The following is a 25,620-nucleotide window of genomic DNA, read 5'->3' as shown; positions in this document are numbered from 1 at the left end:
TGGATAAGCACGATCCCCTGTGGGAGCCGGGCTTGCCCGCGATGAGGCCGGTGCAGACGACTTAGAGTTCCGGCGTCCAGGTCACCCCGAACATCAGTGCCCGGCCTTCTTCCCGATAGCCATATTGCTGGCCTTGATACTGATACAGCGCCCGGCTGTAGTCCTTGTTCAGCAGGTTATCGAGCTTCATTTCCAGCGTGACTTCATGGTTCACCGCCCAACTGCCCCGTAGCCCCAGCAAGCCATACCCGCCCAGGCGTTGCTGGTTCGCCGCATCGTCGTAGCTGCTGCTCACCGCTTGCCAGCTGGCGCCGACGCCGAATTGATCGAATTGGCGATCCAGGTCCAGGCTCAGGGTGCGCCGGGCTCGACGCGCCAGTGTGCGCCCGGTGTCGCGGTCGCGTGGGTCGATCAATGCAACGGCGAGGCTGCTTTGCCAGCCGAACAGTTCTTGCTTGAGCGCCGCCTCGAAGCCGTTGATGCGTGCGGCGCTGACGTTTTGCGGGCCGTTGCTGGCAAACACGATCGCGTCCTGAATGTCGGTGCGGTACAGCGAGGCTTCCAGTCGGCTGCTGTCGCTGAGCTGGCTGCGCCATTGCACTTCGTAGCTTTTCGATGTCTCGGGCTTGAGGTTCGGGTTACTGTTTTTGAAGCCGAATTCGTCCGGGTAGTAGAGGTCGTTGAACGTAGGCGCGCGGAAGCCTTCGCTGTAGCTCAGCAACAGATCATTGTCCGGGTTCAGCGGCAGGGTGAAGGTGCCGCTCCAACTATTGTGGCCGCCGAACTGTTGGTTATCGTCGCGACGCAGGCCCAGTTCAGTGGAAAAGGACTGGGCTTGAAAACGGTGCTGGATAAACACCGCTCGATTCCAGCGACTGTCTTCGGCGAACGCTGTGCTGCTGTTGACCTGGTCCTCGTACCAGTCGCCGCCCAGTATCAGGCTGTTCTGCTCATTGAGGGTCAGGTCGTTCTGCCAGTTCAGTGAGTTGCGGTAAGTGTTGAACACGCTGCGTTCGGTGCTGAGCTTGTCCCGGGTTTCTTCGCGGTTTTCGCTGTGGCCCGCTTCCAGCCGGGACTTCCACGTGTCATTGATACGCGCGTCAACATAGGTGCTGACACTGCTCACGGTGAAGTGGGTGTAGGGCTTTTGCTGGAAGCTTTGGAAGGTGGTCGAATCGAAGCGACCGAACGGGTTGTCGAATTCGCTTTTGCCGCGGTTATCCAGCACGTTCACACCCGCTTCGAGGTCATCGTTGAAGGCATGGCTCAGGCTGAAACTGATGGCCTGGTTGCGATAGGCGTCATGGTCACGGTCGCTGGGATAGGAGTCGTACGTGCGATTGATTCCCGCCGTGTCATCCAGGCTGGCGCCGAGGTTGAAGCGGGTTTGCGCATCGCCGCCGGACAAGCCCAGGCTGCGTTCCCACGTCTGGTTGCTGCCAAATCCCACATGCAGGCGGGGTTGCAGGCCGGACTCGTTACCACGCCGGGTGAAAATCTGGATCACCCCGCCAATCGCATCGCTGCCGTAGATCACCGAGCGCGAACCACGCAGGACTTCCACGCGTTCGATCTGCTGGATGTTCAGGTGCTGCAGGTTGCTGTCGCCGGAAGTCGAGTTGCCGATGCGCTGGCCGTCGACCAGCACCAGGCTCTGGGCCGACTTGGTGCCACGAATGTAAACGCTTGCCAGACTGCCACGGCCACCGGCCTGTGAAACCTGCACGCCGGGCACGCGGCTGAGCAAGTCGGTCACGCTGGTGGGTTGCAGGCGGTCGATGTCGTCGCGGGTGAAGACGGTGTTGGCGGCGCTGCTGTCGTTGCGCGCCTGGACCTGGCGGTTGGCGCTGATCACCATGTCGGGCAGCTTGAGGGCTTGGTCGCGATCGAAACTGTCGGCGAGCAGGTCGGTGGCGGGCAGTAACAGAAGGGGCAGGGCGAGGCGAAGGCGGTTCATGGGCTGTCCGTAGCATTTGAAGTTGGCATAAAACAAATGTGGGAGCGGGCTTGCTCGCGAAGGCGCAGTGTCAGTCAATGCATCTGTCGACTGACCCAGCGCTTTCGCGAGCAAGCCCGCTCGCACATTTTTAATCGCGTTTCTACAGGCCCAGCAGGGCCATGCGCTGACGAACCGAAGCTTCAATCCCGGATTCATCCAGCCCGCACTCGGCCAGCATCTGCGCCGGCTTGGCATGCTCGACATACACATCTGGCAAGCCCAGGTGCAGCACCGACTTGAGGATATTCTCCCGCGCCAGGAACTCACTGACTGCCGCACCGGCGCCGCCCATGATGGCGTTTTCTTCGAGGGTCACCAGCAGCTCATGGCTGCCGGCGATCTCGCGCACCAAGGCCTCGTCCAGTGGCTTGACGAAACGCATGTCTACCACCGTGGCGTCGATCTTCTCGGCCACTTTCAAGGCTTCAGCCAATTGCACGCCGAACACCAGCAAGGCAACGCCGCTGCCCTGGCGGCGGACGATACCCTTGCCGATTTCGATAGGCTCAAGGTCCTTTTCGATCACCGCATTCGGACCATTCCCCCGCGGATAGCGCACAGCCGCCGGGCCGTTGTACAGGTGGCCGGTGCTGAGCATCTTGCGCAGTTCGTTCTCGTCGCTCGGGGTCATCACCAGCATGCCGGGGATGCAGCGCAGGTACGAGAGGTCGAAGCTGCCGGCATGGGTCGGGCCGTCTTCGCCCACCAGGCCCGCACGGTCGATGGCGAACAGCACGTCGAGGTTCTGCACCGCGACGTCATGAATCAACTGGTCATAACCGCGCTGCAGGAACGTAGAGTAGATCGCGACTACCGGCTTGGCGCCTTCACAGGCCATGCCCGCGGCGAAGGTCACCGCGTGTTGCTCGGCGATGGCCACGTCGAAATAGCGCAGCGGGAAACGCTCGCTGAACGCCACCAGGTCGGAACCTTCCTTCATCGCCGGGGTGATGCCCACCAGGCGCGGGTCGGCGGCGGCCATGTCACACAGCCATTCGCCGAACACACCGGAATACTTTGGCCCGCTGGGCTTCTTCGGCGCGGCGGCCGGGGCGTTCAGCGGTTCCAGCTTGGTGATCGCGTGGTAACCAATCGGGTCGACTTCCGCCGGGGCGAAGCCTTTGCCTTTCTTGGTCACGATATGCAGGAACTGCGGGCCTTTAAGGTCACGCATGTTGCGCAGGGTGGCGATCAGGGTTGGCAGGTCATGGCCGTCGATCGGGCCGATGTAGTTCCAGCCCAACTCTTCGAACAGGGTGCCGGGAACCAGCATCCCCTTGGCATATTCTTCGGTACGACGGGCAATTTCCCACGCGCCGGGCAGACGCGAGAGCACCTTCTTGCTGCCTTCACGCATGCTTGCGTAAGTGCGGCTGGAGAGGATTTTTGCCAGGTAATTCGACAGGCCTCCGACATTGCGCGAGATCGACATGTCGTTGTCGTTGAGGATCACCAGCATGTTGGCGTCCACTTCCGGCGCGTGGTTCAGCGCCTCGAAGGCCATGCCGGCGGTCAACGCGCCATCACCGATCACCGCAATCGCCTTGCGATCGCTGTTTTGCAGGCGGGCGGCAATCGCCATGCCCAGCGCTGCACTGATAGAGGTGCTGGAGTGGCCGACGCCAAAGGTGTCGTACTCGCTCTCGGAGCGGCGCGGGAAGGCGGCGATGCCATCCTTCTGGCGCAGTGTGGCCATGCGCTCGCGGCGTCCGGTGAGAATCTTGTGCGGATAGGCCTGATGACCCACGTCCCACACCAGCCGGTCGTCCGGAGTGTCAAATACGTAATGCAGCGCAATGGTCAGCTCGATGACGCCCAGGCCGGCACCGAAATGCCCACCGGTCTGGCCGACCGTGTAGAGCAATTCCAGGCGCAACTCATCGGCCAGGGTTTCCAGCTCGGCTTCACCCAGGCGGCGCAGGCCGGCTGGCGTGTTGGCACGGTCCAGCAGGGGCGTGGCCGGGCGCTTGCGGGGAATCTCTTGAAACGTCGTGGGCATCAGGCGAATCGTTATAGGTATAGAAGAGGCGGCAGTTTACCTCAAGCATCGCAAACTGCCCACGCAGAGCGCCGAACTTGGCTGATATGCGGTGGAAAAGGCCGCTGTTGTCAGTGGCGACGTTCGACGATATACCGCGCCAGGTCACGCAGTGGCTCGGCAGCCGCGTCGAAAGGTCGCAGGGCATCCAGGGCCTGGTCCCGCAGCTCCAGGGCGTACGCCTTGGCGGCTTCCAGCCCGAGAAGCGAAGGATAAGTCGGCTTGTCCCGTGCGATATCAGCACCCTGGCGCTTGCCGAGGGTCGCGGTATCGCTTTCAACGTCGAGAATATCGTCCTGCACCTGGAACGCCAGGCCGATGGCCCGCGCGTAGGTTTGCAGCGCCGCCAGTTGCGCAGCTTCGGCACGGCCACTGGCCAGGGCGCCGAGGTGCACGGCGGTCTCGATCAGCGCGCCGGTCTTGTGGCGGTGCATGTATTCCAGGGCTTGTTGATCGAGCTTCAAACCGACCGAGCCCAGGTCAATCGCCTGGCCGCCGACCATGCCGGCAGGCCCTGCGGCCAGCGCCAGCGCGGTAACCATGCGCAGACGGATCTCGGCGTTGACGCTGCTCAGGCGCGGGTCCAGCAGGGCGCTGAACGCCAGGCTTTGCAGGCCGTCACCGGCGAGAATCGCGCAGGCTTCATCAAAGGCTTTATGGGTAGTGGGCTGGCCGCGACGCAGATCGTCGTCGTCCATTGCCGGCAAATCGTCGTGTACCAGGGAGTAAGCGTGGATCAACTCCACCGCACAGGCGGCGCCGTTGGCTTCCTCCGCCTGGGCGCCGAGGGCTTCACAGGCCGCATAGGCGAGCAACGGGCGAACGCGCTTGCCACCGTTCATCACGCTGTAGCGCATGGCCTCATACAGGCGGTTCAGCTCAGGGCTGGGCGCGACAAACAGCGGATCCAGCGCAGCATTGACCCGGGCCTGGCTGTCGGCCTGATAAGCGTCGATCATTCAGGCTGTTCCGCATCGAAAGGTTCTTCGGCCAACTCCCCATCGCGTTCCAGCAACACCTGGACCTTCTGCTCCGCCTGCGCCAGGGCGCTCTGGCAGTCGCGGGTCAGGCCGATGCCTTGCTCGAATGCGGTCAGCGAGTCTTCCAGCGACAACTCGCCGTTCTCCATCCGCTCGACCAGGGTTTGCAGGTCGGCGAGGGATTGTTCGAAATCGAGTGCAACTTTTTTGCGGGCCATGGCGGCTATTCCGGTAGACGGTAAACCGGCGCGACACTAGCAGACATGGGGGATTGGGGCAAATGAGTGGGGGGATTTGCCTTGTAAATCAATCGCCTTGGGTGTTGATTTGATAGCGGGTGCTGCGGCCGCCGCCGGGTAGCCGAACCAGGCAGTTTTTTTCCAGAAGATCGGCCAGATGTCGGGTCGCCGTGGCCTTGGACACTTTGGCCACTGCCTGATACTGGGCGGCGCTGATCCCGTGCTCAAAGCCCTTTTCGCCACCGTCGAGCAGGCGATTCAAGACTTTGGTCTGTTCGGCGCTGAGTGCGTGGTCCCGATGCTGCTGCCAGAAGCGGGTTTTGCCCAGCACCCGGTCAATCCGCACCATGGCCTGCTGCAAGCTACGAAGCAGCGTTTGCAGGAACCACTCAAGCCAATCGGTGATATCCAGCGTGGCCTTTTGACTGGTTTCCAGTGCACGGTAATAGCCCGCCCGGTCTTCAAGGATGCTCGCCGACATCGCGTAGAAGCGGATCGCTTGATGCTCTGCCTGGGCAAGCGCGAGGTCGGTAATCGCCCGCGTCAGACGACCATTACCATCATCGAAGGGATGCAGGGTGACGAACCAGAAATGCGCCAGGCCTGCGCGCAGCAATGGGTCAAGGGCCGCATGATGGCGACTGGCTTCAAACCATTCGATGAAATCGTCCAGCGACTGCTCTAGCCCTTGGCGGGGTGGGGCCTCGAAATGCACAGTGGGTCGGTCCAGTCGTCCCGACACAACCTGCATGGGCTCATCCCCCCTTAGCGCGCCTACGTTCAAGCCGTGGGTGGAAAAGCGGGCCTCCTCGGCGGGAAACAACCACCGATGCCAGTTAAATAGACGGGTGAGGGTAAACGGTTGAGCAAACTGTTGCGTGGCGTCCAGCATCAAGTCAGCCAGACCCTCGCTGCGTCGGCTCACTGAGCCGTCTTGCAATTGCTCCAGGCCCAGGCGTCGGGCCAAAGAGGAACGTACGGAACCCATATTCAGTTGCTCACCCTCGATTGCCGAGGAGGTCAGAATGTTTTGCAGCAACGCATCCAGTTCATTCTCTGAACTCTGTGCCTGGCTGACCGAACCGAGCATGCCCAGCAACTTTCCTTGCACCTGCGTGCACTCTCGCAACAACGCTGCAAGGCGCTCTGGTTGCCAGTGAAAGTGCGGCCAGTCCGGTTGTTGCCAGATCCAGTTCGGGTGATCCATAGAGGCATGCTCGGTATGTGAGCCGAATAGAAGGCTTATTCGGCTCATTTGGTGAGCCGATTGTGTGAGCTATTCGGCTCACTGTCCAGTCAGATGCGCACATCAGGTACAGCGCCGCCTCATCACTGGCCAGCAGGATCGCCTGTTCCATAACCTTTGGCGCAGTACTCGCCAGCTCCATCGATTCGCTGGCTGTCGCCCCCAGGCTTTCAAACAGCTTGCCGGCGTCCTTGAAGATCTCCTGCGCTTGCTTGATGGCGTCCCACACGCCGGTAATCGCCGTCCAACTTCCCGCCAGCACGCCATTGCCAATCGCGCTCGAAGTGGACCTTTCCCAGTGCGGCCGGAAACCACTCCATTACTTGCGAAGCTTTTTCTGTTCCGAGCCGCTGCCCGGTACTACGTAAAACAGCGGTTCAGCTCATTGACGGCCGTGGCGTTTTCGGTGGTGCGTTGCATTGACCCTGAGCGTCCTTGAGACTGGCCTCAAATTCGACCAATCCCCCGTGCATCTTCTGCAGCGCTTCGATTTGCTTCATCAGTTCCTGCTTTTTGTTGGTGATTGCCTTGTCCGCCAGCTCCCAGGGCAACCCATCACCAGGATGCCCGACCAGAATCACCTGCAACTCCTTGAGCTTGAAACCCAACTGCTGGGCACACTTGATGAACGTCAGCAGCTCGACACTTTGCGTAGAGTAAATCCGATAACGGCCTTCCCGCTGCGGCGGCGGCAACAGGCCGATGGCCTCATAGTGACGAATCGCCTTGATGGTTGTGCCCGACAGTTGCGCGGCTTTGCCGATGTACATGAAAAATCCTTTTCCCAAAGAGTGCGCCGGCCTGTTTCAGCCACTGTTCCCGCTGTGCTGGCGTAGAGCCAAGCACCGGCCCGAACTGCAACGTCTTGATCGGCTGGATGCCACAAAACTCCAGCGTCGTCTTGCGTATCTGGTGCAGCGCGGGCATGCGGTAGAACCACCTGTAATACCACGGCGGCGTGTCCAGGGTCACCAGCAAGTGCGCGGTTCTGCCCTTCAGGAGTTTGTCGGGGAAGGCTTTGCCTTTGCGGTATTTGAAGGCGAAACCAGACAGGAGAATTCGGTCGATAAAGCCCTTCATCAAAGCCGGGATGCCACCCCACCAGATGGGGAAGACAAACGTCAGGTGATTGGCCCACAGGATGTCGGATTGGGCGTTGAGCAGGTCGGGTTCCAGGGGTTGGGTTTGGTTGTAGCCGTTGTGCAGGATGGGATCGAAAGTCAGGTCGCCGAGGCGCAGGACGCGCACTTCGTGACCGGCGGTTTTGGCCGAGGTGATGTAGGTGTCGGTGAGGGCCGAGCAGAAGCTGGTGCTGGAAGGGTGGCCGAGGATGACCAGGATGCGTTGGCTCATGGTGGTGCGGTCCTGAAAACTGGGGTTTCAGGGTGAGGTGTGACCTTAGGGGGAGAGTCAAGAAGATGCAGTGATTGGGAATGGCCAGGAAGACTGATCCCTTTCATTTGCAGGACGTTTCCTAGAGAATTCCAAGCGCTTGCGCCAGCAAAATCCCGCGACTAGTCTGCGTTCCGTCACTGCATATTCGGTGATCGGGTTTAGTCGCCCGGATTCGATTGGCGCACGATCAGTTCATGAGTCAGGCCGTTTTTCGCCTGCACTTTTATGGTGGCTGTGCGCAGGGCGCCCTCGGGCGCGCCGGGTTTCCAATCGACCGGTCGACTAACCTGCGTACAGCTGCCGCCTTCGTTTAGTCGCGAGGAGTGGTGGCTCCAAATGTTTGATTGGAGATTTACCATGGTCAAAGTTACCCCCGATCCACCCGCATTCCATAAAGCCTTACTCCGCGACACTGATGCCTCGCGTCGAGTGATCGATCACTACCTTAAAGCGCCGGACGCGCAGCCTTCACCCAACCCGTTTACCGTCGATGACGAACTGAGTTTCGAAGATGCGCTGGCCCATGCTGCCGAGTTGCTGCATTGCGCCGTAGCAACCGCCCAGGCGTCGACCGAGCCGCTGAATGGCGCACAGCGGGCGGTGATGCATTTGGTGGAAATGTCGAAGGTGGTGGTGGATCGAGCGCTGGACTGTTTGCAGCCGAGGTGAGGACCTTAAGCCTACGCTGAGGTTGCGATGCATTTGGTCAGCGATCTACTGACCAAATGCTCATCATCCTGGCTCAGGGGCGGAAATCCCGGCAGACGATCGCCATGGATTAAAGCGGTCTCCTCAGGCGTATGGCTTGAAGTCATTGCTGTCGCGAGTGAGTAGCTGCATCAGTTTGGGATGGATGAAGAGCTTTTCCTTGCCAACCTGAACCTCTTGCAGAACGCCGATGGCGACTAGTTCTTTGAGGTAACGGGAGGCTGCTTGACGCTGGGCAATCTGTTTGTCGACGACGTTGCTGATGCGGCAGTAGGGCTGTTCGAAAATGACGTCTACCAGCTCGCGGGAATAGGTTTTCGGCAACTGCTCACGAACAAACTGGGTGGTGTGCTCGGACAGGCTGCGAATAGCGGCAATTTTTGCACAAGTCCAGCGTGCTGTTTCTTCCACAGCGCTGAGCATGTACAGCAGCCAAGGCTCCCAGGCTTGTTCGCGAGTGACATCAAGCAACAGGCGGTAGTAATCGGCTCTATGGGCAATGATGTAACGGCTAAGGTAGAGAATCGGTAGATTCAGCAGGCCTTCCTGGATCAGGTACAGGGTGTTGAGCACTCGCCCGGTACGGCCATTGCCGTCGGTGAATGGGTGAATGGCTTCGAATTGATAGTGACTAACCGCCATACGTACTAATGGATCCAGGTCGGTCTCGTTGTGCAGGAAGCGCTCCCAGTTGGCGAGCATGTCACGTAAGCGATCTTCGCCTTCCGGTGGGGTATAGATGATCTCGCCGGTTCGGTCGTTGGCTAGCTGGACTCCTGGCACCCGGCGTATATCCATGTTCACGCCTTTAAGCGTGCGGCAGATTTCGACTGCAGTACCGGTGGAGAGTGGGCGGTCGGCCAACGATTGATAACCTTTCTGCAGGGCTTTGCGGTAGCGCAGTGCTTCCTTGGTCGCTGGGTCTGCGTGGCTATCTCCATCCTGAGCATGCTGAAAGAGCAAATCCGTGGTGGTGACGATACTTTCGATCTCTGAGCTGTCCTTGGCCTCCAGCAATGGAATGGTGTTGATCAGCATTGTCTGGTTAGGGATCAGCTCAGCCGCTTGCTTCAATTCGGCCAGGGCTGTGCGGGCCTCAATGCAGCGTTTGAGCACTGCATGGGTTTCCAGAACAGTTGCCGGTGGCAAAGTGGGAAGCTGGTTGTAGGGCTTGTCAGCCTGCCAGGGAAGGTGGGATGCGGTCATGGATGGGGCTCGGTCTTTGACTTATCCGTCTAAAGGTAAGAGGGGCTCATCAGGGCGCCCTTTCGTGGCGTCAGTGTAAACATGCGTGCACTACGTGTCGCTATATTTTGATTTCTGCGACACGTCTTGATGTCATGTCGTTGGTAACGACAGGTATGCGAAACGTGTTCTTGGAACGGGCTTTTAGCGACGTATCAGGCGAATGTCCTGAGGATGGAAAAGACGGCTTGCGTGCCTTGGAGCGGTTGGCGCGTTCTCAAATAGCTCGATGCCTGGCAGGTGTAGCGCATTTCTTCCAGGCATTAAAAAGCCGGCTTGTGGCCGGCTTCTCGGGGACTGGTTCAGCTTATTTTTGGTAAACCTCACCAGCCTTCAAATCGTTCACCCAGGCTCGCACCCAGGTGATAAGGGGCATCAGCGGGAACTCCTCCGCATCGCCAGGCAGGGCGGACCGGCTTCACGCCAACCCCCTGCCAAATGTGCGGCGGATAATACCCACATTCGCCTCAATTTCCCAGCTCCGGATCCGATTTAGAGCCTTCGTAGCCCAATAAATGCTCATCCAGCGGCACCGGCGGGCGGCGGTTATTCAGTGTCGCCCACCAGAACACCCAACCCAGAATCTCAAAGTTCTGCTCATGCCGCTGCTCATAGGTCAAAAACTCGTCCGGATGCTCGGCGCTGTTGTGGCTGCGCATCCGCAGGCCACCTCCTGGACGGTTGTAGAGGTATTTGATCCGCAGCATTCCGTCGTGCTCTACCGCGTAGATTTCGCCATCGATGATCTGTTTGCGACCACAGTCGATGGCAAGGGTACTTCCGTCCTGGATGATGTCGATCATGCTGTTGCCGACCATGTAGGCCCCGAGTGCCCGCTCCGGGCTTACACCGATGGCTTCAAGGGTGTGCAGGGAGAGGCGGATGCTTTCGGTCGAGGTGAAGGTGGGGTGGAGGGGGATCTCCACGTCGATTTTTACCGGGCCCGAGACCGGGTGGGTGATGTAGTTGCCGCTGGTCTCGCGGGCGATACGGTGGGAGGTGTCTGCATCGGATCCTTCCAGCAGGTAGTTGGCGGGTGGATGTTTGGGGCCTTCGCCTGTGCGCAGCCAACGGCTGGTGACGCACAACAATTCTGCGAACTCGTTGAGCCGGCCCATGGGGACGCCGCGTTTGAACCAGTTGTTTACGTGTTGAGGCGTAACATCGCGGTTCTTGGCGAAGTCGGAAGCGGAAAGATGAACTTCCCGTAATAGCGCTCTTAAGCGATCACCTGATGTATTCATAAACGCAGAGTTTACTGGCCGTAAAATCAGATCAAATAAACCATGCGTTGAGTTGCTGTATTTAGGTGTTTCCTTATCGCAGGACTATTCTGCTAGTTGATTAAGCTAGTTAAACAATTGCTGTAAATATGTTTATTAAAGTAGCCGGATGTTTATATTTTTCCCACAAAAAAAGCCCCGTTTAATCGGGGCTTTTTCAGAGCGAATAGCGGTATCAGCCTTTGTAGGCAGCGACCGACTTCAGGATCTCGGCGCGGGCGGCGTCTGCATTGCCCCAACCGTCGATCTTCACCCATTTGCCTTTTTCGAGGTCTTTGTAGTTCTCGAAGAAGTGTTTGATCTGTTCCAGCAGCAGTGGCGGCAGATCGGTGTATTCCTTCACGTCGACATACAGCTGGGACAGCTTGTCGTGTGGTACTGCGATAACTTTGGCATCGCCGCCGCCGTCGTCAGTCATGTTCAGGATGCCGACCGGGCGGGCGCGGATAACCGAGCCTGGGGTAACCGGGTAAGGGGTCACGACCAGCACGTCGAGGGGGTCACCGTCGTCTGCCAGGGTGTTGGGGATGAAACCGTAGTTGGCCGGGTAGAACATCGGGGTGGCCATGAAACGGTCAACGAACAGGCAGTCGCTGTCTTTGTCGATTTCGTATTTGATCGGCGCGTGGTTGGCCGGAATCTCGATGGCGACGTAGATGTCGTTCGGCAGGTCTTTGCCAGCCGGAATCTTGCTGTAGCTCATTGGGCGTTGCCCCCGTAGTTGGCCATGGAACATGGCCGGATTGGCCTAAAAGTGGCGGCGATTATAGGCATATTCTGACGCCGATGCCATGCGTCAGACGTCGTAGTGCGCTTGGCGTTCCGTCTGATACCGCACGTCGCCGGCCTGCAGTTGGTGCAGGCGCGCCAGGGGATCCTGACGGTAGAAGTGGCTCAGTTGCTCGTACACCTGTGGATAACTGCTGACCAGTAAATCCGGGGCACTGAAGAAGTATTCGCTGGTGACGGCAAAGAACTCGGCCGGGTTTTCCGCGGCGTAGGGGTCGATGGCCGTTTCGGCGTCAGGGTTGCGGTCGAGCTGGCGGTTGAGGTCGTCGAAGGCGCTTTGCATGACGCTGGCCCATTCCTGCACGCGCATGTCGTGGTGCAGGGGTGGCAGGCCGTTGGCGTCGCCGTTGAGCATGTCCAGCTTGTGGGCCAGTTCGTGAATGACCAGGTTGTAGCCTTCCCAGTTGCCGCTGGCCAGTACGCCGGGCCACGCAAGGATCACCGGGCCCTGTTGCCAGGCTTCGCCGCTGTGCTCGCCGTCCCACTCGTGCTCCACGCCGCTGGCGTCGCGATGGCGCTGCGGGCTGAGGAAGTCGTCGGGGTACAGCACGATCTCGTGGAAGCCCTGGTACCAGTCGAGGTCGCCAAGGTTCATCAGCGGCAGCTGTGCCTGGGCGGCGAGCAGCAGGCGCTGTTCCTGGTGCAGTTCGACGCCGGGCAGGGCGGTGAGGTGTTTTTCGGCGAGGAACACCACGCAGGCTTCCCGCAGCCACTGGTCTTGCTCGGCAGTGATGCCGTCGAGGAACGTCAGGTGATGGCGCACCCGCTGCCACGTTTCATCGGCAATCGGGTGCTTGGCCAGCAGGCGCCGGCGACGCCAGGCGCTGAGGGACCACATCGCAGGTTACTGCGGCTTGGCTTCGGTGGAATTGCGGCCAAAGCGGCTGCGGAACACACCGATGATCATCGGTACCAGCGACAGCAGGATGATGAACACCACCAGCAGCGACAGGTTTTTCTTGATGAACGGCACGTTGCCGAAGAAGTAGCCCAGGGTTACCAGGCCGCCGACCCAGAGGACGGTGCCGAACACGCTGAAACCGAAGAAGCGCGGGTAAGGCATTTTCGCGATACCGGCGACGAACGGCGCAAACGTGCGCAGGATCGGCAGGAAGCGCGCCAGGGTCACGGTTTTGCCGCCGTGCTTGTCGTAGAAGTCGTGGGTTTTTTGCAGGTAGTCGCGGCGGAAGATCTTCGAGTTGGGGTTGCTGAACAAGCGTTCCCCGGCCGTTCGTCCGATCACGTAGTTGGTACTGTCACCCAGGATGGCCGCGAGCATAAGCAGGCCGCCCAGCAATATCGGGTCCATGCCGCCGCCCGCTGCAACAGCGCCGGCGATGAACAGTAAGGAATCACCCGGCAGAAACGGCATGACCACCAGGCCGGTTTCGCAAAAGATAACCAGGAACAGAATGGCGTAGATCCACACTCCGTAGTTTCTCACCAGCATGTCGAGGTACACGTCGAGATGCAGGATAAGGTCAAGCGGGTTGAAATCCATGGAGGGCACCTGTGTGAATGGCCTGGCTCAGCGGGCCTGTGCGGAGGCTTCGGGTAATAAGGGCTACAAGGTAGTGGCGTATTTCTTACGACCCTGAAAGGTCCGCATTATACGGATAGAGTTGTGAAAAGCGTGCTGGTTTTGTAGCGGGGAATGTCGCGAAAGCGATCTGATTGTAGACACAGCGTCAGTGTGGGAGGGGGCTCCCACAACAGATGTATGAGGTTTGGTTAATAGTTGTCAGTCATCGCTGATCGCAAGCACGTAATTCTTGAACTCGGTGTCTTCCCGAAAACCGATGGACTCATAGGTTTTCTGCGCCACCTGGTTGTCGCTGCTGGTGGACACACGCAGGCGCACGGCTTGAGTTTCCTTGGCCATCTTCTTCGCGGTACGCATCAGGTTGTCGGCCACCAACTGCCGGCGTGCGTCTTCGGCGACGTAGATGTCGTTGAGGATCCACACCCGCTTGAGGGACAACGATGAAAAGCTTGGATACAGCTGGCAAAAGCCAAGCAGTTTCTTGTCGTCATCGTCGGCCAGCGCCAGGTAGATCACGGACTCCTTGCGGCGCAGGCGTTTTTCCAGGAAGGCGCGGCTCGAATCAGGAAACGGCAGCGCGCCGTAAAACTCGCGGTATTTGACGAAAAGCGGGGTCAACAGGTCCAGGTGTTCCAGGGTCGCTTGAGTAATCCGCATGCCAGGCCTCAACTTCCAAATGGGGTATGACCACACAAGCGGCCGTGTCTCGATGCTGCCTAAAGCAGAGAAAAAGCGCAATCGTGCAGGGATCAGTCCTTCGGTGGGCTGAGCAGGAAGTTTCCTTTCATCAGGTCGGGATCATCCGACTCGAGAGTTTGTACCTGCGCTTCATCCTTGAGGTTGACCCCCGACAACTGCCGGCGACAGGCCTCCCGCATCAAGTAAAGCAGGCGGTGAGCGGCCATGCCGTAGCTCAAGCCTTCCAGGCGCACATTGGAGATGCAGTTGCGGTAGGCGTCAGTGAGGCCGACTTTGGGGTTGTAGGTGAAATACAGCCCCAGGCTGTCCGGCGAGCTGAGCCCCGGCCGCTCGCCGATCAGGATCACTACCATTTTTGCCCCGAGCAACTGGCCGACTTCATCCGCGACGGCGACACGGCCCTGCTCCACCAGAATCACCGGTGACAGCGACCAGCCTTCAGCGTGGGTTTGTTCCTCCATGCGTGTAAGAAACGGCAACGTATGTTTATGCACCGCCAGGGCCGACAAGCCATCGGCCACCACCACCGCCAGGTCCACGCCGCCGGGGTTGGCTTCGGCATAGTCCCGCAGGGCCTGGGCGGATTCATCACTGAGGCGGCGCCCAAGGTCCGGGCGTTGCAGGTAGCTGTGACGGTCGACGGCGGCGCTGTGCAGCAGCAGGCTGTCGCGGCCACGCTCCGCCAATTGGCTGCTGAGCCCTGCATGATCAAACGGCAGGTGTACCGCGTCGCGGGCCTGGGCATGGGCGAACTGGAAATCCAGCTGCGCACCGGTAGGCATGCTGGTGCCGGTGCGGCCCAGGGCAATCCGCGCCGGGGTCAGGCGCCGCAGCTCAAGCCACGGGTTGTCCACGTTGTTTTCCGGGGTGTCGATGTGCACGGGCGGTTCCTTCTTCATCCCAGTTGCGCCAAGGCGTGGCGGAATGCCGGTGGCAGGCTGTTGCCGAAGTGCACCTTGCCGTCGGCTTGCGTGAAGATGCCCATTTTCGCCAGCCACTGTTCAAACTCCGGTGCCGGCTTTAAACCCAATGTTTGGCGGGCGTACAGCGCGTCGTGAAATGAAGTGGTCTGGTAGTTGAGCATGATGTCGTCGGAGCCCGGGATGCCCATGATGAAGTTGATCCCGGCCACGCCCAGCAGGGTGAGCAGGGTGTCCATGTCGTCCTGGTCGGCTTCGGCATGGTTGGTGTAGCAGATGTCGCACCCCATGGGCACGCCCAGCAGCTTGCCGCAGAAGTGGTCTTCGAGGCCGGCGCGGATGATCTGCTTGCCGTTGTACAGGTACTCGGGGCCGATAAATCCTACGACCGTGTTCACCAAAAACGGCTTGAAATGCCGGGCAACGGCATAGGCGCGGGTTTCGCAGGTTTGCTGGTCGACGCCAAAGTGTGCGTTGGCCGACAAGGCGCTGCCCTGGCCGGTTTCGAAATACATCAGGTTGTGCCCGAGGGTGCCGCGGTTCAGGCTCAGGCCCGCGTCGTAGCCTTCCTGCAGCACGCTCAGGCTGATGCCGAAACTGGCATTGGCCGCCTCGGTGCCGGCGATCGACTGGAACACCAGGTCCAGCGGCACGCCACGGTTGATGGCTTCGATGGAGGTGGTGACGTGGGTCAGCACGCAGGCCTGGGTCGGGATTTCATAACGCTGGATGATCGCGTCGAGCATTTCCAGCATCGCGCAGATCGAGGCGATGCTGTCGGTGGCCGGGTTGATGCCGATCATGGCGTCGCCGTTGCCGTAGAGCAGGCCGTCAAGAATGCTCGCGGCGATACCGGCCGGCTCATCGGTGGGATGGTTGGGCTGCAGGCGGGTGGACAGGCGCCCGCGCAGGCCCATCGTGCCGCGGAACTGTGTGACGACGCGGATTTTCTGCGCCACCAGTACCAGATCCTGCACGCGCATGATCTTCGACACGGCGGCGGCCATTTCCGGTGTCAGCCCGGGCGCCAGGGCGCGCAGGCTCTGTTCGTCGGCCGCGTCGCTGAGCAGCCAATCCCGCAAACCCCCGACGGTCAGGTGGCTGACCACGGAAAACGCCTGTTTATCGTGGGTGTCGATAATCAGCCGGGTGACTTCGTCGCTTTCGTACGGGATCAACACTTCTTCGAGAAAGTGCTTCAACGGAATGTTGGCCAGGGCCATTTGCGCCGCGACCCGCTCGCCATCGTTCTGGGCGGCAACACCCGCCAAAAAATCCCCGGAGCGGGCCGGGCTGGCCTTGGCCATCACGTCCTTGAGGCTGTCGAAGCGGTAGGTCAATGCACCGACCGCGTGGGAAAAGCTTGCCATACAGAGTCTCCTTGTCGACGCGGGCTGAATGTGAGTAAAGCGCCCGCGTCGAGGTTTATGGCAGTTAGTGCAAGGCGGCCTCTGCGGCCTGGATCGCCGCAAATTCTTCTTCCGGCGTGCCTGCTACCAAGTGATGCCGACTGTAGAAAGCAAAGTAAGCAATTAATACTCCATAGATGATCGCCGCGCCAATCACCACGCGCGGATCCACCAGAAAGCCCGCCACAACAGCGATGCAGGCCAGTACCAGGGCGACGCCCGAGGTGAAGATGCCGCCCGGAGTACGGTAAGGGCGGTCCATTTTGGGGCGGCGGATGCGCAAGGTGATGTGCGCGGCCATCATCAGCACGTAGGAAATGGTCGCGCCGAATACGGCGACCAGGATCAGCAAATCGCCTTGGCCGGTCAGCGACAGGCCGAACCCGATGATGCCGGGGATCACTAGGGCCAGTACCGGTGCCTTGCTTTTGTTGGTCTGCGACAGCTTGCGCGGCAGGTATCCGGCGCGGGAGAGGGCGAAGATCTGCCGGGAGTAGGCGTAGATGATCGAGAAGAAGCTCGCGATCAGCCCGGCCAGGCCCACCAGATTGACGAAGTGGCCCATCCACGTGGAGCCGCCGTAGGCTTTGGACAAGGCTTCCACCAGCGGATTGCCCGATGCCATCAACGCGTAGGCGCCAGCACCGCCGGGGGCGATCACCAAAATCAGCAGGGCGAAGCTGGTCAGCACCACAATGGCGCCGATCAGGCCGCGGGGCAGGTCGCGTTTGGGGTTCTTGGTTTCTTCAGCGGCCAGTGGCACACCTTCGACGGCCAAAAAGAACCAGATCGCATAGGGAATCGCCGCCCAAACGCCGACATAACCGAAGGGCAGGAAAGAGCTGGCGCCCTTGGCCTCGGTCACCGGGATGTCCAGCAGGTTGGCGACACTGAAGTGCGGCACCATCGACACCAGGAACACACCCAGGGCAATCGCGGCGACGGCGGTAATCACAAACATCAGCTTCAGCGCTTCACCCACGCCGAAGATGTGGATGCCGATAAAGATGATGTAGAACGCTAGGTAGATCATCCAGCCGCCAATGCCGAACAGCGACTCGCAATAGGCGCCGATAAACACCGCGATGGCGGCGGGGGCGATGGCGTATTCGATAAGGATCGCGGTGCCGGTGAGGAACCCGCCCCAGGGGCCGAACGCGCTGCGGGCAAAGCCGTAGCCGCCGCCGGCGGTAGGGATCATGGAAGACAGTTCGGCCAGGGAGAAACACATGCACAGGTACATGGTGGCCATCAGCAGTGTGGCGAGGAACATACCGCCCCAGCCACCCTGGGCCAGGCCGAAGTTCCAGCCGGCGTAGTCGCCGGAGATCACGTAGGCAACACCGAGACCGACTAATAGTACCCAGCCGGCAGCGCCTTTTTTCAGTTCCCGTTGTTGGAAGTATTCGGTGCCGACTTTTTCAAAGTCGACGGAAGACCCGGACGCCGGAGCGCCATTCGGTTCGCTGGGCATGATGGAATCCCTTTCTTATTGTTTTATCCCGGCTTACTTAAGTAAGCCGAATGAGTAGCAAGGTCTTGTGAAGATCAAGTGTGGGAGCGGGTTGTCAGTTAGAAGAAGCCCAGCGGATTGATGTCGTAGCTCACCAGCAGGTTTTTGGTCTGCTGATAGTGATCAAGCATCATCTTGTGAGTCTCACGGCCCACACCTGACTTCTTGTAACCACCGAACGCGGCATGCGCCGGGTACAGGTGGTAGCAGTTGGTCCATACACGCCCGGCCTTGATCGCCCGGCCCATGCGGTACGCGCGGTTGATGTCGCGGGTCCACAGGCCGGCACCCAGGCCGAACTCGGTGTCGTTGGCAATCGCCAGGGCTTCGGCTTCATCCTTGAACGTGGTGATGCTCACCACAGGGCCAAAGATTTCTTCCTGGAACACCCGCATCTTGTTGGTGCCCTTGAGCAGGGTTGGCTGGATGTAATAGCCGGTGGCCAGATCGCCGGTCAGCTTCTCGACCTTGCCGCCAGTCAGCAGCTCGGCGCCTTCGCCCTTGGCGATTTCGAGGTAGGACAAAATCTTGTCGAACTGCTGCTCGGACGCCTGGGCGCCGACCATGGTGTCGGTGTCCAGCGGGTCGCCACGTTTGATCGACTCGACCTTCTTCATCACCACTTTCATGAAGTCGTCGTAGATCGACTCTTCCACCAGTGCGCGGGAAGGGCAGGTGCACACTTCGCCCTGATTGAAGAACGCCAGCACCAAACCTTCGGCGGCCTTCTCGATGAATTGCGGTTCGGCTTTCATGATGTCGGCGAAGAAGATGTTCGGCGACTTGCCGCCCAGTTCAACGGTAGACGGAATGATGTTCTCGGCGGCCGCGTGCATGATGTGCGAGCCCACTGGCGTGGAGCCGGTGAAGGCGATCTTGGCGATGCGCTTGCTGGTGGCCAGGGCTTCGCCGGCTTCTTTGCCGTAGCCGTGCACCACGTTCAGCACGCCCGGCGGCAGCAGGTCGCCGATCAGTTCCATCAGCACGTTGATGCCCAGCGGGGTTTGCTCGGCAGGCTTGAGCACCACGCAGTTACCGGCGGCCAGGGCTGGCGCGAGTTTCCAGGCGGCCATCAGCAGCGGGAAGTTCCACGGGATGATCTGGCCGACCACGCCCAGCGGTTCGTGGAAGTGGTAAGCGGCGGTGTGTTCGTTGATCTCGGCGCTGCTGCCTTCCTGGGCGCGGATGCAGCCGGCGAAGTAGCGGAAGTGGTCCGCGGCCAGCGGGATGTCGGCGTTCAGGGTTTCGCGCACGGCCTTGCCGTTGTCCCAGGTTTCGGTGATGGCCAGCAGTTCGAGGTTCTGTTCGATGCGGTCGGCGATTTTCAGCAGTACCAGCGAGCGGTCCTGGGCCGAGGTCTTGCCCCAGGCGTCAGCGGCGGCGTGGGCGGCGTCCAGGGCCTTGTCGATATCCTTGGCAGTGGAGCGCGGGAATTCGGCGATGGGCTTGCCGTTGACCGGCGAGGTGTTGGTGAAATAGTTGCCATCGACCGGCGCGACAAACTCACCGCCGATGTAGTTGCCGTACTTGGCCTTGAACGAAACGATCGCGCCTTCAGTACCGGGGTGTGCGTAACGCATGGTGGGTATCTCCTGGCTTTTTGTGTTTATTGGAGGACGCACGGTTGTGCTTGTTAAAGCGTAGAGCAAAGGTCGGGCCAGTGCCTCGTAGAGCCTGTAAATCAAGGGTTTAGAGGTTGTTGCAAACCGTTGCTGTGGCAAGCTTGGTACAGCCTGGGTGACAGTTTGTGCCATAAGCGGTACAGCCTGTGACCGGTGGGTCTGCCCGGGATTGCATTGGTCGGGAGGCTGGAGGATGCTGGGCACTCGCGCGCGGTGTACTTCACGCAGGGAGAATAATAAGAACATGCAAAACGATCATTTCAGTCGCCATGCCCAACAAGTCCTGACGGTCACCCGTGGGCAGGACCCGCTGCATGGCCCCGGCAGCGATCCGTCCATCGCCCGCTCCTGGCTGCGTTGTCTTGAGGACTATCACCTCGACCCCGCATTGACCATCGCGCCCACGGTGCTCGAACATGGCCGCCTGCTGGAAAGCCGCGAACGCCTGCAACAAGTGCTGAGCATCGCCGGCAATGAAATGAACAGCCTGCATCAACAGCTCTCCGGCGCCGGCCATGCGGTGCTGCTGACCGACGCCCGCGGGGTGATCCTCAACTGCGTCACCGCCCCCAGCGAGCGCAAGATCTTCGAGGGTGCCGGGCTGTGGCTGGGTGCCGATTGGAGCGAGGCCTGCGAAGGCACCAACGGCATCGGCACCTGCCTGGTGGAGCGCCAGTCCCTGACGATTCATCGCGATGAACATTTTCGTGGCCGACATACCGGCCTGACCTGCTCGGCCAGCCCGGTGTTCGACCCTCATGGCGAACTGCTGGCGGTGCTGGATGTGTCCTCGGCCCGGGAGGCGGTGTCGCGCCAGAGCCAGTTCCACACCATGGCGCTGGTCAATCTTTCGGCGAAGATGATCGAGAGCTGTTACTTCCTGCGCCATTTTGAGCACCACTGGTTGCTGCGCTTTCATTTGCAGGCCGAGTCTGTGGGCCTGTTCAGCGAAGGGCTGCTGGCGTTCGATGGTGAAGGGCGCATTTGTGCGGTTAACCAGAGTGCGTTGAACCTGCTCGGGCAAATCCGTGGCGGGTTGTTGGGGCAGCCGGTCGAGGCGTTTTTCGATTGTTCGCTCGATGAGTTGCTCGGGCGTGCCAGCGCGAACGCCAGCGCCAGCTGGCCCCTGCGTACCCGCGATGGCCGTGGCTTGTTCGCGGTGTTGCGCGGCCAGCCACGCAGCGTACCGGTACCGGTGGCCCACGCCTTGCCGGAGCGGCCGCGATTGCCGGGCATTTGCCTTGGAGACGCGGCGCTGCAAAACGATTTCCGCAGAGCCTTGCGGGTGTTCGAGCGTGATGTGCCTTTGCTGATCCAGGGGGAAACCGGGTCTGGCAAAGAGGCGTTTGCCAAGGCCGTGCACCATGCAAGCCTGCGCGCAGATAAAGCCTTTGTGGCCCTCAACTGCGCAGCCATCCCGGAAAGCCTCATCGAAAGCGAGCTGTTCGGTTATCGCGGCGGCAGTTTTACCGGCGCCCGCAAGGAAGGCATGCGCGGCAAGCTGCAGCAGGCGGATGGTGGCACGTTGTTTCTGGATGAAATCGGCGATATGCCGCTGGCTTTGCAAACCCGGCTATTAAGGGTGCTTGAAGACCGCTTGGTAGTGCCCATCGGCGGTGAACCGCAAGCGGTGGACGTCAGAATTATCAGCGCTACCCACCGTAATCTGCTTGATCGGGTGCAGGACGGTAGTTTTCGTGAAGACCTGTATTACCGGCTCAATGGCCTGGAAGTGGCCTTGCCGCCGTTGCGCGAGCGCAGTGACAAATTGCAGCTGCTGGACTTCCTGCTGGCCGAAGAAGCGGGAGATCAGGCGGTGCAGCTTGACGGCGAGGCCCGCCAGGCCCTGTTGGCGTTCGCGTGGCCGGGCAACGTGCGGCAGTTGCGCACGGTGTTGCGCACCCTCGCCGCACTGTGTGAGGACGGGCGGGTGAGGCTTGATGACCTGCCTGCACAGATTCGTGCCGTGCAAACCGTGCCGGTGGCGGTGAGTGAACCGGCAAACTCATTGCTGGATGCTGCCGAGCGCCAGGCATTGCTGGCAACATTGGTGCAGCAACACTGGCATATGACGCACGTGGCGACGGTGCTTGGAGTCAGTAGAAATACGCTTTATAGAAAGTTACGTAAGTATGGTATAGCGCGTCAGGTGTAATGATGACGTTACCTGTTCTGGCTGTGAGTGATCAATCTGTGTTGTGGGCGACTGTGCGTTAAATAATGGCGTCGCACCGTATTAATGTTTTGTCATGTATTTTCGTGTGTGGGTGACTGTCTTCTGGAACGTTCATTATCTGTTTAGTTACTAAGTTGGCGGTTGTCGATTGTCTCGATAACTCGCTAATAGCGCTTATGGGTAAATAGTAACAACAAGTGAGATAATAATCATGAATAGTATTAGAGTTCGGCCCAACACGGTCAATCTACCTCCAGTGAATAAACCACCGGCCCCGCGCAATGGCGGTGTAACGCCTCCGATAGTACGTCCCGGTGGCCAGGGCAGCTCCCCTCCAATAGCTCCCCAACCTAAACCCCGGTTAGGGAAAAATCCGGCCACAGACACCTCCACAACGTTACCCAAGCCCGAGAAACCCAATAATTTTCAAACGCTGACACAACAAAAATTGATGAACCAAGGGCCTGCCAACCGGCCGTTCAAGCCTCAGGCCAGCGCAGATCCTAAAGATTTGGCACAGGTGACTCAAAACCTGATGGTTGCTGATCGGCTGGTCAAGGCCGGGGTGTTCAACACCTCGCCCCAGGCGGCAACGGTAGCCCGCGACGCCTTTGTCAGTGCGGGTATAAGCGGATTGGTCAGCGCTCCCCTGAGTATTGGTACCTACGCAGGCTCGGTTTGGTCTGGCGAGACAATCAAGGCGCAGTTTACAAACAATACGCCACTGCTCCCTCCGGCTCACCAGCCGGCTCCAAGCACGCAGGTGCCTGCCGCGAAAACCGACGGGACAACATCGGTCGTCGCCACGCAGGACACCGACACGGGTGCCACGACCGCGCGCTTGGGCCTGGCCGAGTTGCGCATGGAAGTCATTGCCAACAATATTATGGCAATGCGTCAAGGAACGAATGCTCCGGCACTTAAAATGAGCGACTCCTCGTCGCGTACGCCAAGCGAGCGCCTCGAAACGCTTGAGGCCTTGTATAAAACTGCGGAGGAACAGCTTAAAAAACTGGGGGACGAAAACGACATGGTATTCCGGCCTTACATTGCCACTCCCGCAGACGGCACCGATGACAAAGGCCGTCTGGATGTTATTGATAAAAAATTCGACGCATTAAACAAGTTCATAGGGAAGTTGTTGCACATGGGAACGCTGTCATTACCGGCAGAGTCTGCCGAAACAAAAGTCGTGTGACATAACCCCGCGTAAACTTTCGAGTCATGGATGATGCTCAGTCAAACTGGCGATGGGTCCGATGCCATGCATGCATCCTGTGGCACCGGACTTATCGAATATTCCCCTACGCTCTGACAAACAATGGCGGCTACCCCCCCCCAAGGCCTGCGTGCTACAGCTAAAGAGTGCGATTTTCCCTTCCCTGCGCTAACCTGCCTCGATGTTTTACGAGGTCGACTATGCACATTCATATTCTCGGTATTTGCGGCACGTTCATGGGCTCCATGGCGGTGCTCGCCAAAGAACTGGGCCATCATGTTACTGGCTCCGATGCCAACGTTTACCCACCCATGAGCACGCAACTGCAGGCCCAGGGCATTGAGCTGACCCAAGGTTATGACCCGGCGCAATTCGACCCGGTCCCGGACCTTGTCGTGATCGGCAATGCCATGGTGCGCGGTAACCCGGCAGTCGAATATGTACTGAATAAAGGTTTGCCGTACGTGTCTGGCCCGCAATGGCTGGCCGACCATGTGTTGCAAGGCCGTTGGGTACTCGCCGTTGCCGGTACCCATGGCAAGACCACCACCAGCAGCATGCTGGCCTGGGTGCTGGAGCATGCGGGCATGAGCCCGGGCTTCCTGATTGGTGGCGTGCCGCAGAATTTCTCGGTGTCGGCGCGCCTCGGCGACACCCCGTTTTTTGTCATCGAAGCCGATGAGTACGACAGCGCGTTCTTCGACAAACGCTCCAAGTTCGTTCACTACCGCCCGCGTACGGCGATCCTGAACAACCTGGAGTTCGATCACGCGGACATCTTCCCTGATCTGGCGGCCATCGAGCGGCAGTTCCACCACTTGGTGCGCACCATTCCCAGCGAAGGCCTGGTGATTCACCCCACCACCGAACCTGCCCTGCAGCGAGTTATCGAGATGGGCTGCTGGACCCCGGTACAAACCACCGGTGCTGGCGGCCAATGGCAGGTCAAACTGCTGAGCGAAGATGGCTCCAAATTTGAAGTACTGTTCGAAGGCGTCGCCCAAGGCATCGTCGATTGGGACATGACCGGCCAGCACAACGTCGCCAATGCCTTGGTCACCCTGGCGGCTGCGCGGCATGTCGGCGTGGTGCCGTCCATGGGCATTGCGGCCTTGAGCGCGTTCAAAAGCGTCAAGCGCCGGATGGAAAAGGTCGCCGAAGTGAATGGGATTACCATCTATGACGACTTTGCCCACCACCCGACGGCCATCGCCACTACCCTGGATGGCTTGCGCAAGCGTGTGGGTGATGCCCAGGTGATCGCGATTATCGAGCCGCGCTCCAACTCCATGAAGCTGGGCGCCCACCGTGATGGTTTGCCGGAAAGCGTCAACGATGCCGACCAGGTTGTGTGGTACGCGCCGGCCAACCTCGGTTGGGACCTGCCTGCCATCGCCGCGTTGTGCACGGTGCCGTCGATTTGCCGCGACTCACTGGAAGGCATCATCGAGCACGTGAAACACCAGGCCAGGCCCGGCACTCACGTGGTGATCATGAGCAACGGCGGCTTTGGCGGCCTGCATGGCAAACTCGCCGAGGCCCTGAAGTGAGCGGCCCGGAACGCGTCACCCTGGCGATGACCGGTGCGTCCGGCGCGCCCTATGGCTTGCGCCTGCTGGACTGCCTGGTGCGCGAAGACCGCGAGGTGCACTTCCTGATCTCCAAGGCCGCGCAACTGGTGCTGGCCACCGAGACCGATGTGGCGTTGCCGCCCAAAGTGCAGATGATGCAGGCCTTCCTCACCGAGTACACCGGTGCGGCGGCGGGGCAGATCAAGGTCTATGGCAAGGAAGACTGGATGTCACCGGTGGCGTCGGGCTCCGGTGCACCGGCCGCGATGGTGGTGGTGCCGTGTTCCACCGGGACCCTGTCGGCGATTGCCACGGGCGCCTGCAACAACCTGATCGAGCGCGCGGCGGACGTGACCTTGAAGGAGCGTCGCCAGTTGATTCTGGTGCCGCGCGAAGCGCCGTATTCGAGCATCCATCTGGAGCACATGCTCAAGCTGTCGAACATGGGCGTGACTATCTTGCCGGCGTCGCCGGGCTTCTATCACCAGCCGCAGACCATCGATGACCTGGTGGACTTTGTGGTGGCGCGGATTCTCAACCTGCTGAACATTCCCCAGGACATGCTGCCGCGCTGGGGCGAGCACCATTTGAGCAGTGATGAATAAACTATTGATGGTGCTGCTGGCGCTGCAACTCACCGGGTGTGCGACTGCGCGAACCCTGGACGCCGCCCAGCCCGGCGCGCCGGTGGTGTATGCCGGCACGCGGCTGGACATGTATGCGATTCAGGGCGGGTGCTGCGCGATGGACCGTTTTGGGGCCGAGGCGCCGAGCTATCCCCATGTCGACCTGCCGGCCAGTGCCTTGCTCGACACGCTGCTGTTGCCGCTGTCGGTGCTGACGGTGCTGGGGGTTGGGTTCAATGCGACGGGCGGGCTGTAGTACTTAATCCCATTATTAACAGAAATCCAATGTGGGAGCGGGCTTGCTCGCGAATGCGGTGGATCAGTCAATGATATAGTGGCTGATCCACCGGAATCGCGAGCAAGCCCGCTCCCACATTTGGATGGGTTCCTGCCTGGAATT

At 60.0% G+C, this 25,620-nt stretch carries 23 protein-coding genes; 6 read left to right on the top strand and 17 right to left on the bottom strand.

Going from position 1 to position 25,620, the window contains the following annotated elements:
* Positions 1-61: 61 nt before the first annotated feature.
* From HX786_RS09275 to HX786_RS09245, 7 genes are all read right to left on the bottom strand, one after another.
* Entirely contained in the window at positions 62-1,957 is a 1,896-nt protein-coding gene (locus HX786_RS09275) for a TonB-dependent receptor domain-containing protein (protein WP_178911984.1), read from the bottom strand.
* A 142-nt stretch (positions 1,958-2,099) separates the two neighbouring features.
* Positions 2,100-3,998, bottom strand: coding sequence for a 1-deoxy-D-xylulose-5-phosphate synthase (dxs, locus tag HX786_RS09270; RefSeq protein ID WP_177035955.1), 1,899 nt, complete (start codon positions 3,996-3,998; stop codon positions 2,100-2,102).
* Positions 3,999-4,108: 110 nt separating this feature from the next.
* The gene (ispA, locus tag HX786_RS09265) at positions 4,109-4,996 is read right to left on the bottom strand and encodes a (2E,6E)-farnesyl diphosphate synthase (protein ID WP_178911983.1); all 888 of its coding nucleotides are present in this window, start codon (positions 4,994-4,996) and stop codon (positions 4,109-4,111) included.
* Entirely contained in the window at positions 4,993-5,235 is a 243-nt protein-coding gene (locus HX786_RS09260; protein ID WP_003209964.1) for an exodeoxyribonuclease VII small subunit, read from the bottom strand. The genes ispA and HX786_RS09260 overlap by 4 nt, the downstream gene beginning before the upstream one ends.
* Positions 5,236-5,323: 88 nt before the next feature.
* Positions 5,324-6,463 carry a Fic family protein gene (locus HX786_RS09255; protein WP_178911982.1) on the bottom strand — a complete coding sequence of 380 codons (1,140 nt, stop codon included), beginning with the start codon at positions 6,461-6,463 and terminating at the stop codon, positions 5,324-5,326.
* A gap of 416 nt (positions 6,464-6,879) precedes the next feature.
* Positions 6,880-7,272 carry a MerR family transcriptional regulator gene (locus HX786_RS09250; RefSeq protein WP_087692355.1) on the bottom strand — a complete coding sequence of 131 codons (393 nt, stop codon included), beginning with the start codon at positions 7,270-7,272 and terminating at the stop codon, positions 6,880-6,882.
* A complete protein-coding gene (locus tag HX786_RS09245) occupies positions 7,211-7,855 on the bottom strand; it encodes an NAD(P)H-dependent oxidoreductase (protein ID WP_177035957.1) in 645 nt (214 codons plus the stop codon). Before HX786_RS09245 ends, HX786_RS09250 begins: the two co-directional genes overlap by 62 nt.
* Before the next feature lie 399 nt (positions 7,856-8,254).
* Here HX786_RS09245 and HX786_RS09240 point away from each other — a divergent pair, with 399 nt between their 5' ends.
* Positions 8,255-8,566 carry a DUF6124 family protein gene (locus tag HX786_RS09240; RefSeq protein WP_003219377.1) on the top strand — a complete coding sequence of 104 codons (312 nt, stop codon included), beginning with the start codon at positions 8,255-8,257 and terminating at the stop codon, positions 8,564-8,566.
* 123 nt (positions 8,567-8,689) lie between these two features.
* Here the strand turns inward: HX786_RS09240 and fic are convergent, their stop codons facing one another.
* The 10 genes from fic to HX786_RS09190 all read right to left on the bottom strand — a co-directional run bounded on the left by fic (position 8,690) and on the right by HX786_RS09190 (position 19,586).
* Positions 8,690-9,811, bottom strand: coding sequence for a protein adenylyltransferase Fic (gene fic / locus HX786_RS09235; RefSeq protein ID WP_008436517.1), 1,122 nt, complete (start codon positions 9,809-9,811; stop codon positions 8,690-8,692).
* Between the two features lie 506 nt (positions 9,812-10,317).
* The gene (locus HX786_RS09230) at positions 10,318-11,094 is read right to left on the bottom strand and encodes an XRE family transcriptional regulator (protein WP_177021485.1); all 777 of its coding nucleotides are present in this window, start codon (positions 11,092-11,094) and stop codon (positions 10,318-10,320) included.
* Between the two features lie 214 nt (positions 11,095-11,308).
* Positions 11,309-11,836: an inorganic diphosphatase gene (ppa, locus tag HX786_RS09225; protein WP_003219382.1), complete on the bottom strand. Its 528-nt coding sequence runs from the start codon at positions 11,834-11,836 to the stop codon at positions 11,309-11,311.
* A gap of 93 nt (positions 11,837-11,929) precedes the next feature.
* Positions 11,930-12,760 carry a zinc-dependent peptidase gene (locus tag HX786_RS09220; protein ID WP_008436519.1) on the bottom strand — a complete coding sequence of 277 codons (831 nt, stop codon included), beginning with the start codon at positions 12,758-12,760 and terminating at the stop codon, positions 11,930-11,932.
* Positions 12,761-12,766: 6 nt separating this feature from the next.
* Positions 12,767-13,423 carry a DedA family protein gene (locus tag HX786_RS09215; RefSeq protein WP_008436520.1) on the bottom strand — a complete coding sequence of 219 codons (657 nt, stop codon included), beginning with the start codon at positions 13,421-13,423 and terminating at the stop codon, positions 12,767-12,769.
* Between the two features lie 240 nt (positions 13,424-13,663).
* Positions 13,664-14,122, bottom strand: a complete 459-nt coding sequence (locus HX786_RS09210; RefSeq protein ID WP_003219389.1) for an N-acetyltransferase — start codon at positions 14,120-14,122, stop codon at positions 13,664-13,666.
* Between the two features lie 92 nt (positions 14,123-14,214).
* On the bottom strand, positions 14,215-15,063 hold the full coding sequence (gene eutC / locus HX786_RS09205; RefSeq protein ID WP_087692359.1) for an ethanolamine ammonia-lyase subunit EutC: 849 nt from the start codon (positions 15,061-15,063) through the stop codon (positions 14,215-14,217).
* The gene (locus HX786_RS09200) at positions 15,060-16,454 is read right to left on the bottom strand and encodes an ethanolamine ammonia-lyase subunit EutB (RefSeq protein WP_178911981.1); all 1,395 of its coding nucleotides are present in this window, start codon (positions 16,452-16,454) and stop codon (positions 15,060-15,062) included. The genes eutC and HX786_RS09200 overlap by 4 nt, the downstream gene beginning before the upstream one ends.
* A gap of 64 nt (positions 16,455-16,518) precedes the next feature.
* Positions 16,519-17,967 carry an ethanolamine permease gene (gene eat, locus HX786_RS09195; RefSeq protein ID WP_003219395.1) on the bottom strand — a complete coding sequence of 483 codons (1,449 nt, stop codon included), beginning with the start codon at positions 17,965-17,967 and terminating at the stop codon, positions 16,519-16,521.
* A 98-nt stretch (positions 17,968-18,065) separates the two neighbouring features.
* Positions 18,066-19,586, bottom strand: coding sequence for an aldehyde dehydrogenase family protein (locus HX786_RS09190; RefSeq protein ID WP_003219398.1), 1,521 nt, complete (start codon positions 19,584-19,586; stop codon positions 18,066-18,068).
* Between the two features lie 286 nt (positions 19,587-19,872).
* On the opposite strand from HX786_RS09190, the gene HX786_RS09185 reads away from it, so the two are divergent.
* From HX786_RS09185 to HX786_RS09165, 5 genes are all read left to right on the top strand, one after another.
* A complete protein-coding gene (locus tag HX786_RS09185; RefSeq protein WP_178911980.1) occupies positions 19,873-21,783 on the top strand; it encodes a sigma-54-dependent Fis family transcriptional regulator in 1,911 nt (636 codons plus the stop codon).
* Positions 21,784-22,015: 232 nt separating this feature from the next.
* The gene (locus tag HX786_RS09180; protein ID WP_256735279.1) at positions 22,016-23,002 is read left to right on the top strand and encodes a hypothetical protein; all 987 of its coding nucleotides are present in this window, start codon (positions 22,016-22,018) and stop codon (positions 23,000-23,002) included.
* Positions 23,003-23,223: 221 nt separating this feature from the next.
* Positions 23,224-24,573, top strand: coding sequence for a UDP-N-acetylmuramate:L-alanyl-gamma-D-glutamyl-meso-diaminopimelate ligase (mpl, locus tag HX786_RS09175; RefSeq protein WP_003219401.1), 1,350 nt, complete (start codon positions 23,224-23,226; stop codon positions 24,571-24,573).
* Complete coding sequence (gene ubiX, locus HX786_RS09170) at positions 24,570-25,199, top strand: flavin prenyltransferase UbiX (RefSeq protein WP_003219402.1); 630 nt, start codon at positions 24,570-24,572, stop codon at positions 25,197-25,199. Before mpl ends, ubiX begins: the two co-directional genes overlap by 4 nt.
* The gene (locus HX786_RS09165; RefSeq protein WP_023659172.1) at positions 25,192-25,476 is read left to right on the top strand and encodes a YceK/YidQ family lipoprotein; all 285 of its coding nucleotides are present in this window, start codon (positions 25,192-25,194) and stop codon (positions 25,474-25,476) included. The genes ubiX and HX786_RS09165 overlap by 8 nt, the downstream gene beginning before the upstream one ends.
* The last annotated feature ends 144 nt before the right edge of the window (positions 25,477-25,620 follow it).

The organism is Pseudomonas sp. 21615526, assembly GCF_013386245.1.
In the GTDB taxonomy this organism is placed as follows: domain Bacteria; phylum Pseudomonadota; class Gammaproteobacteria; order Pseudomonadales; family Pseudomonadaceae; genus Aquipseudomonas.
Note: the sequence above shows the minus strand (reverse complement) of the source record. Positions and strands in the feature narration are given on the sequence as shown.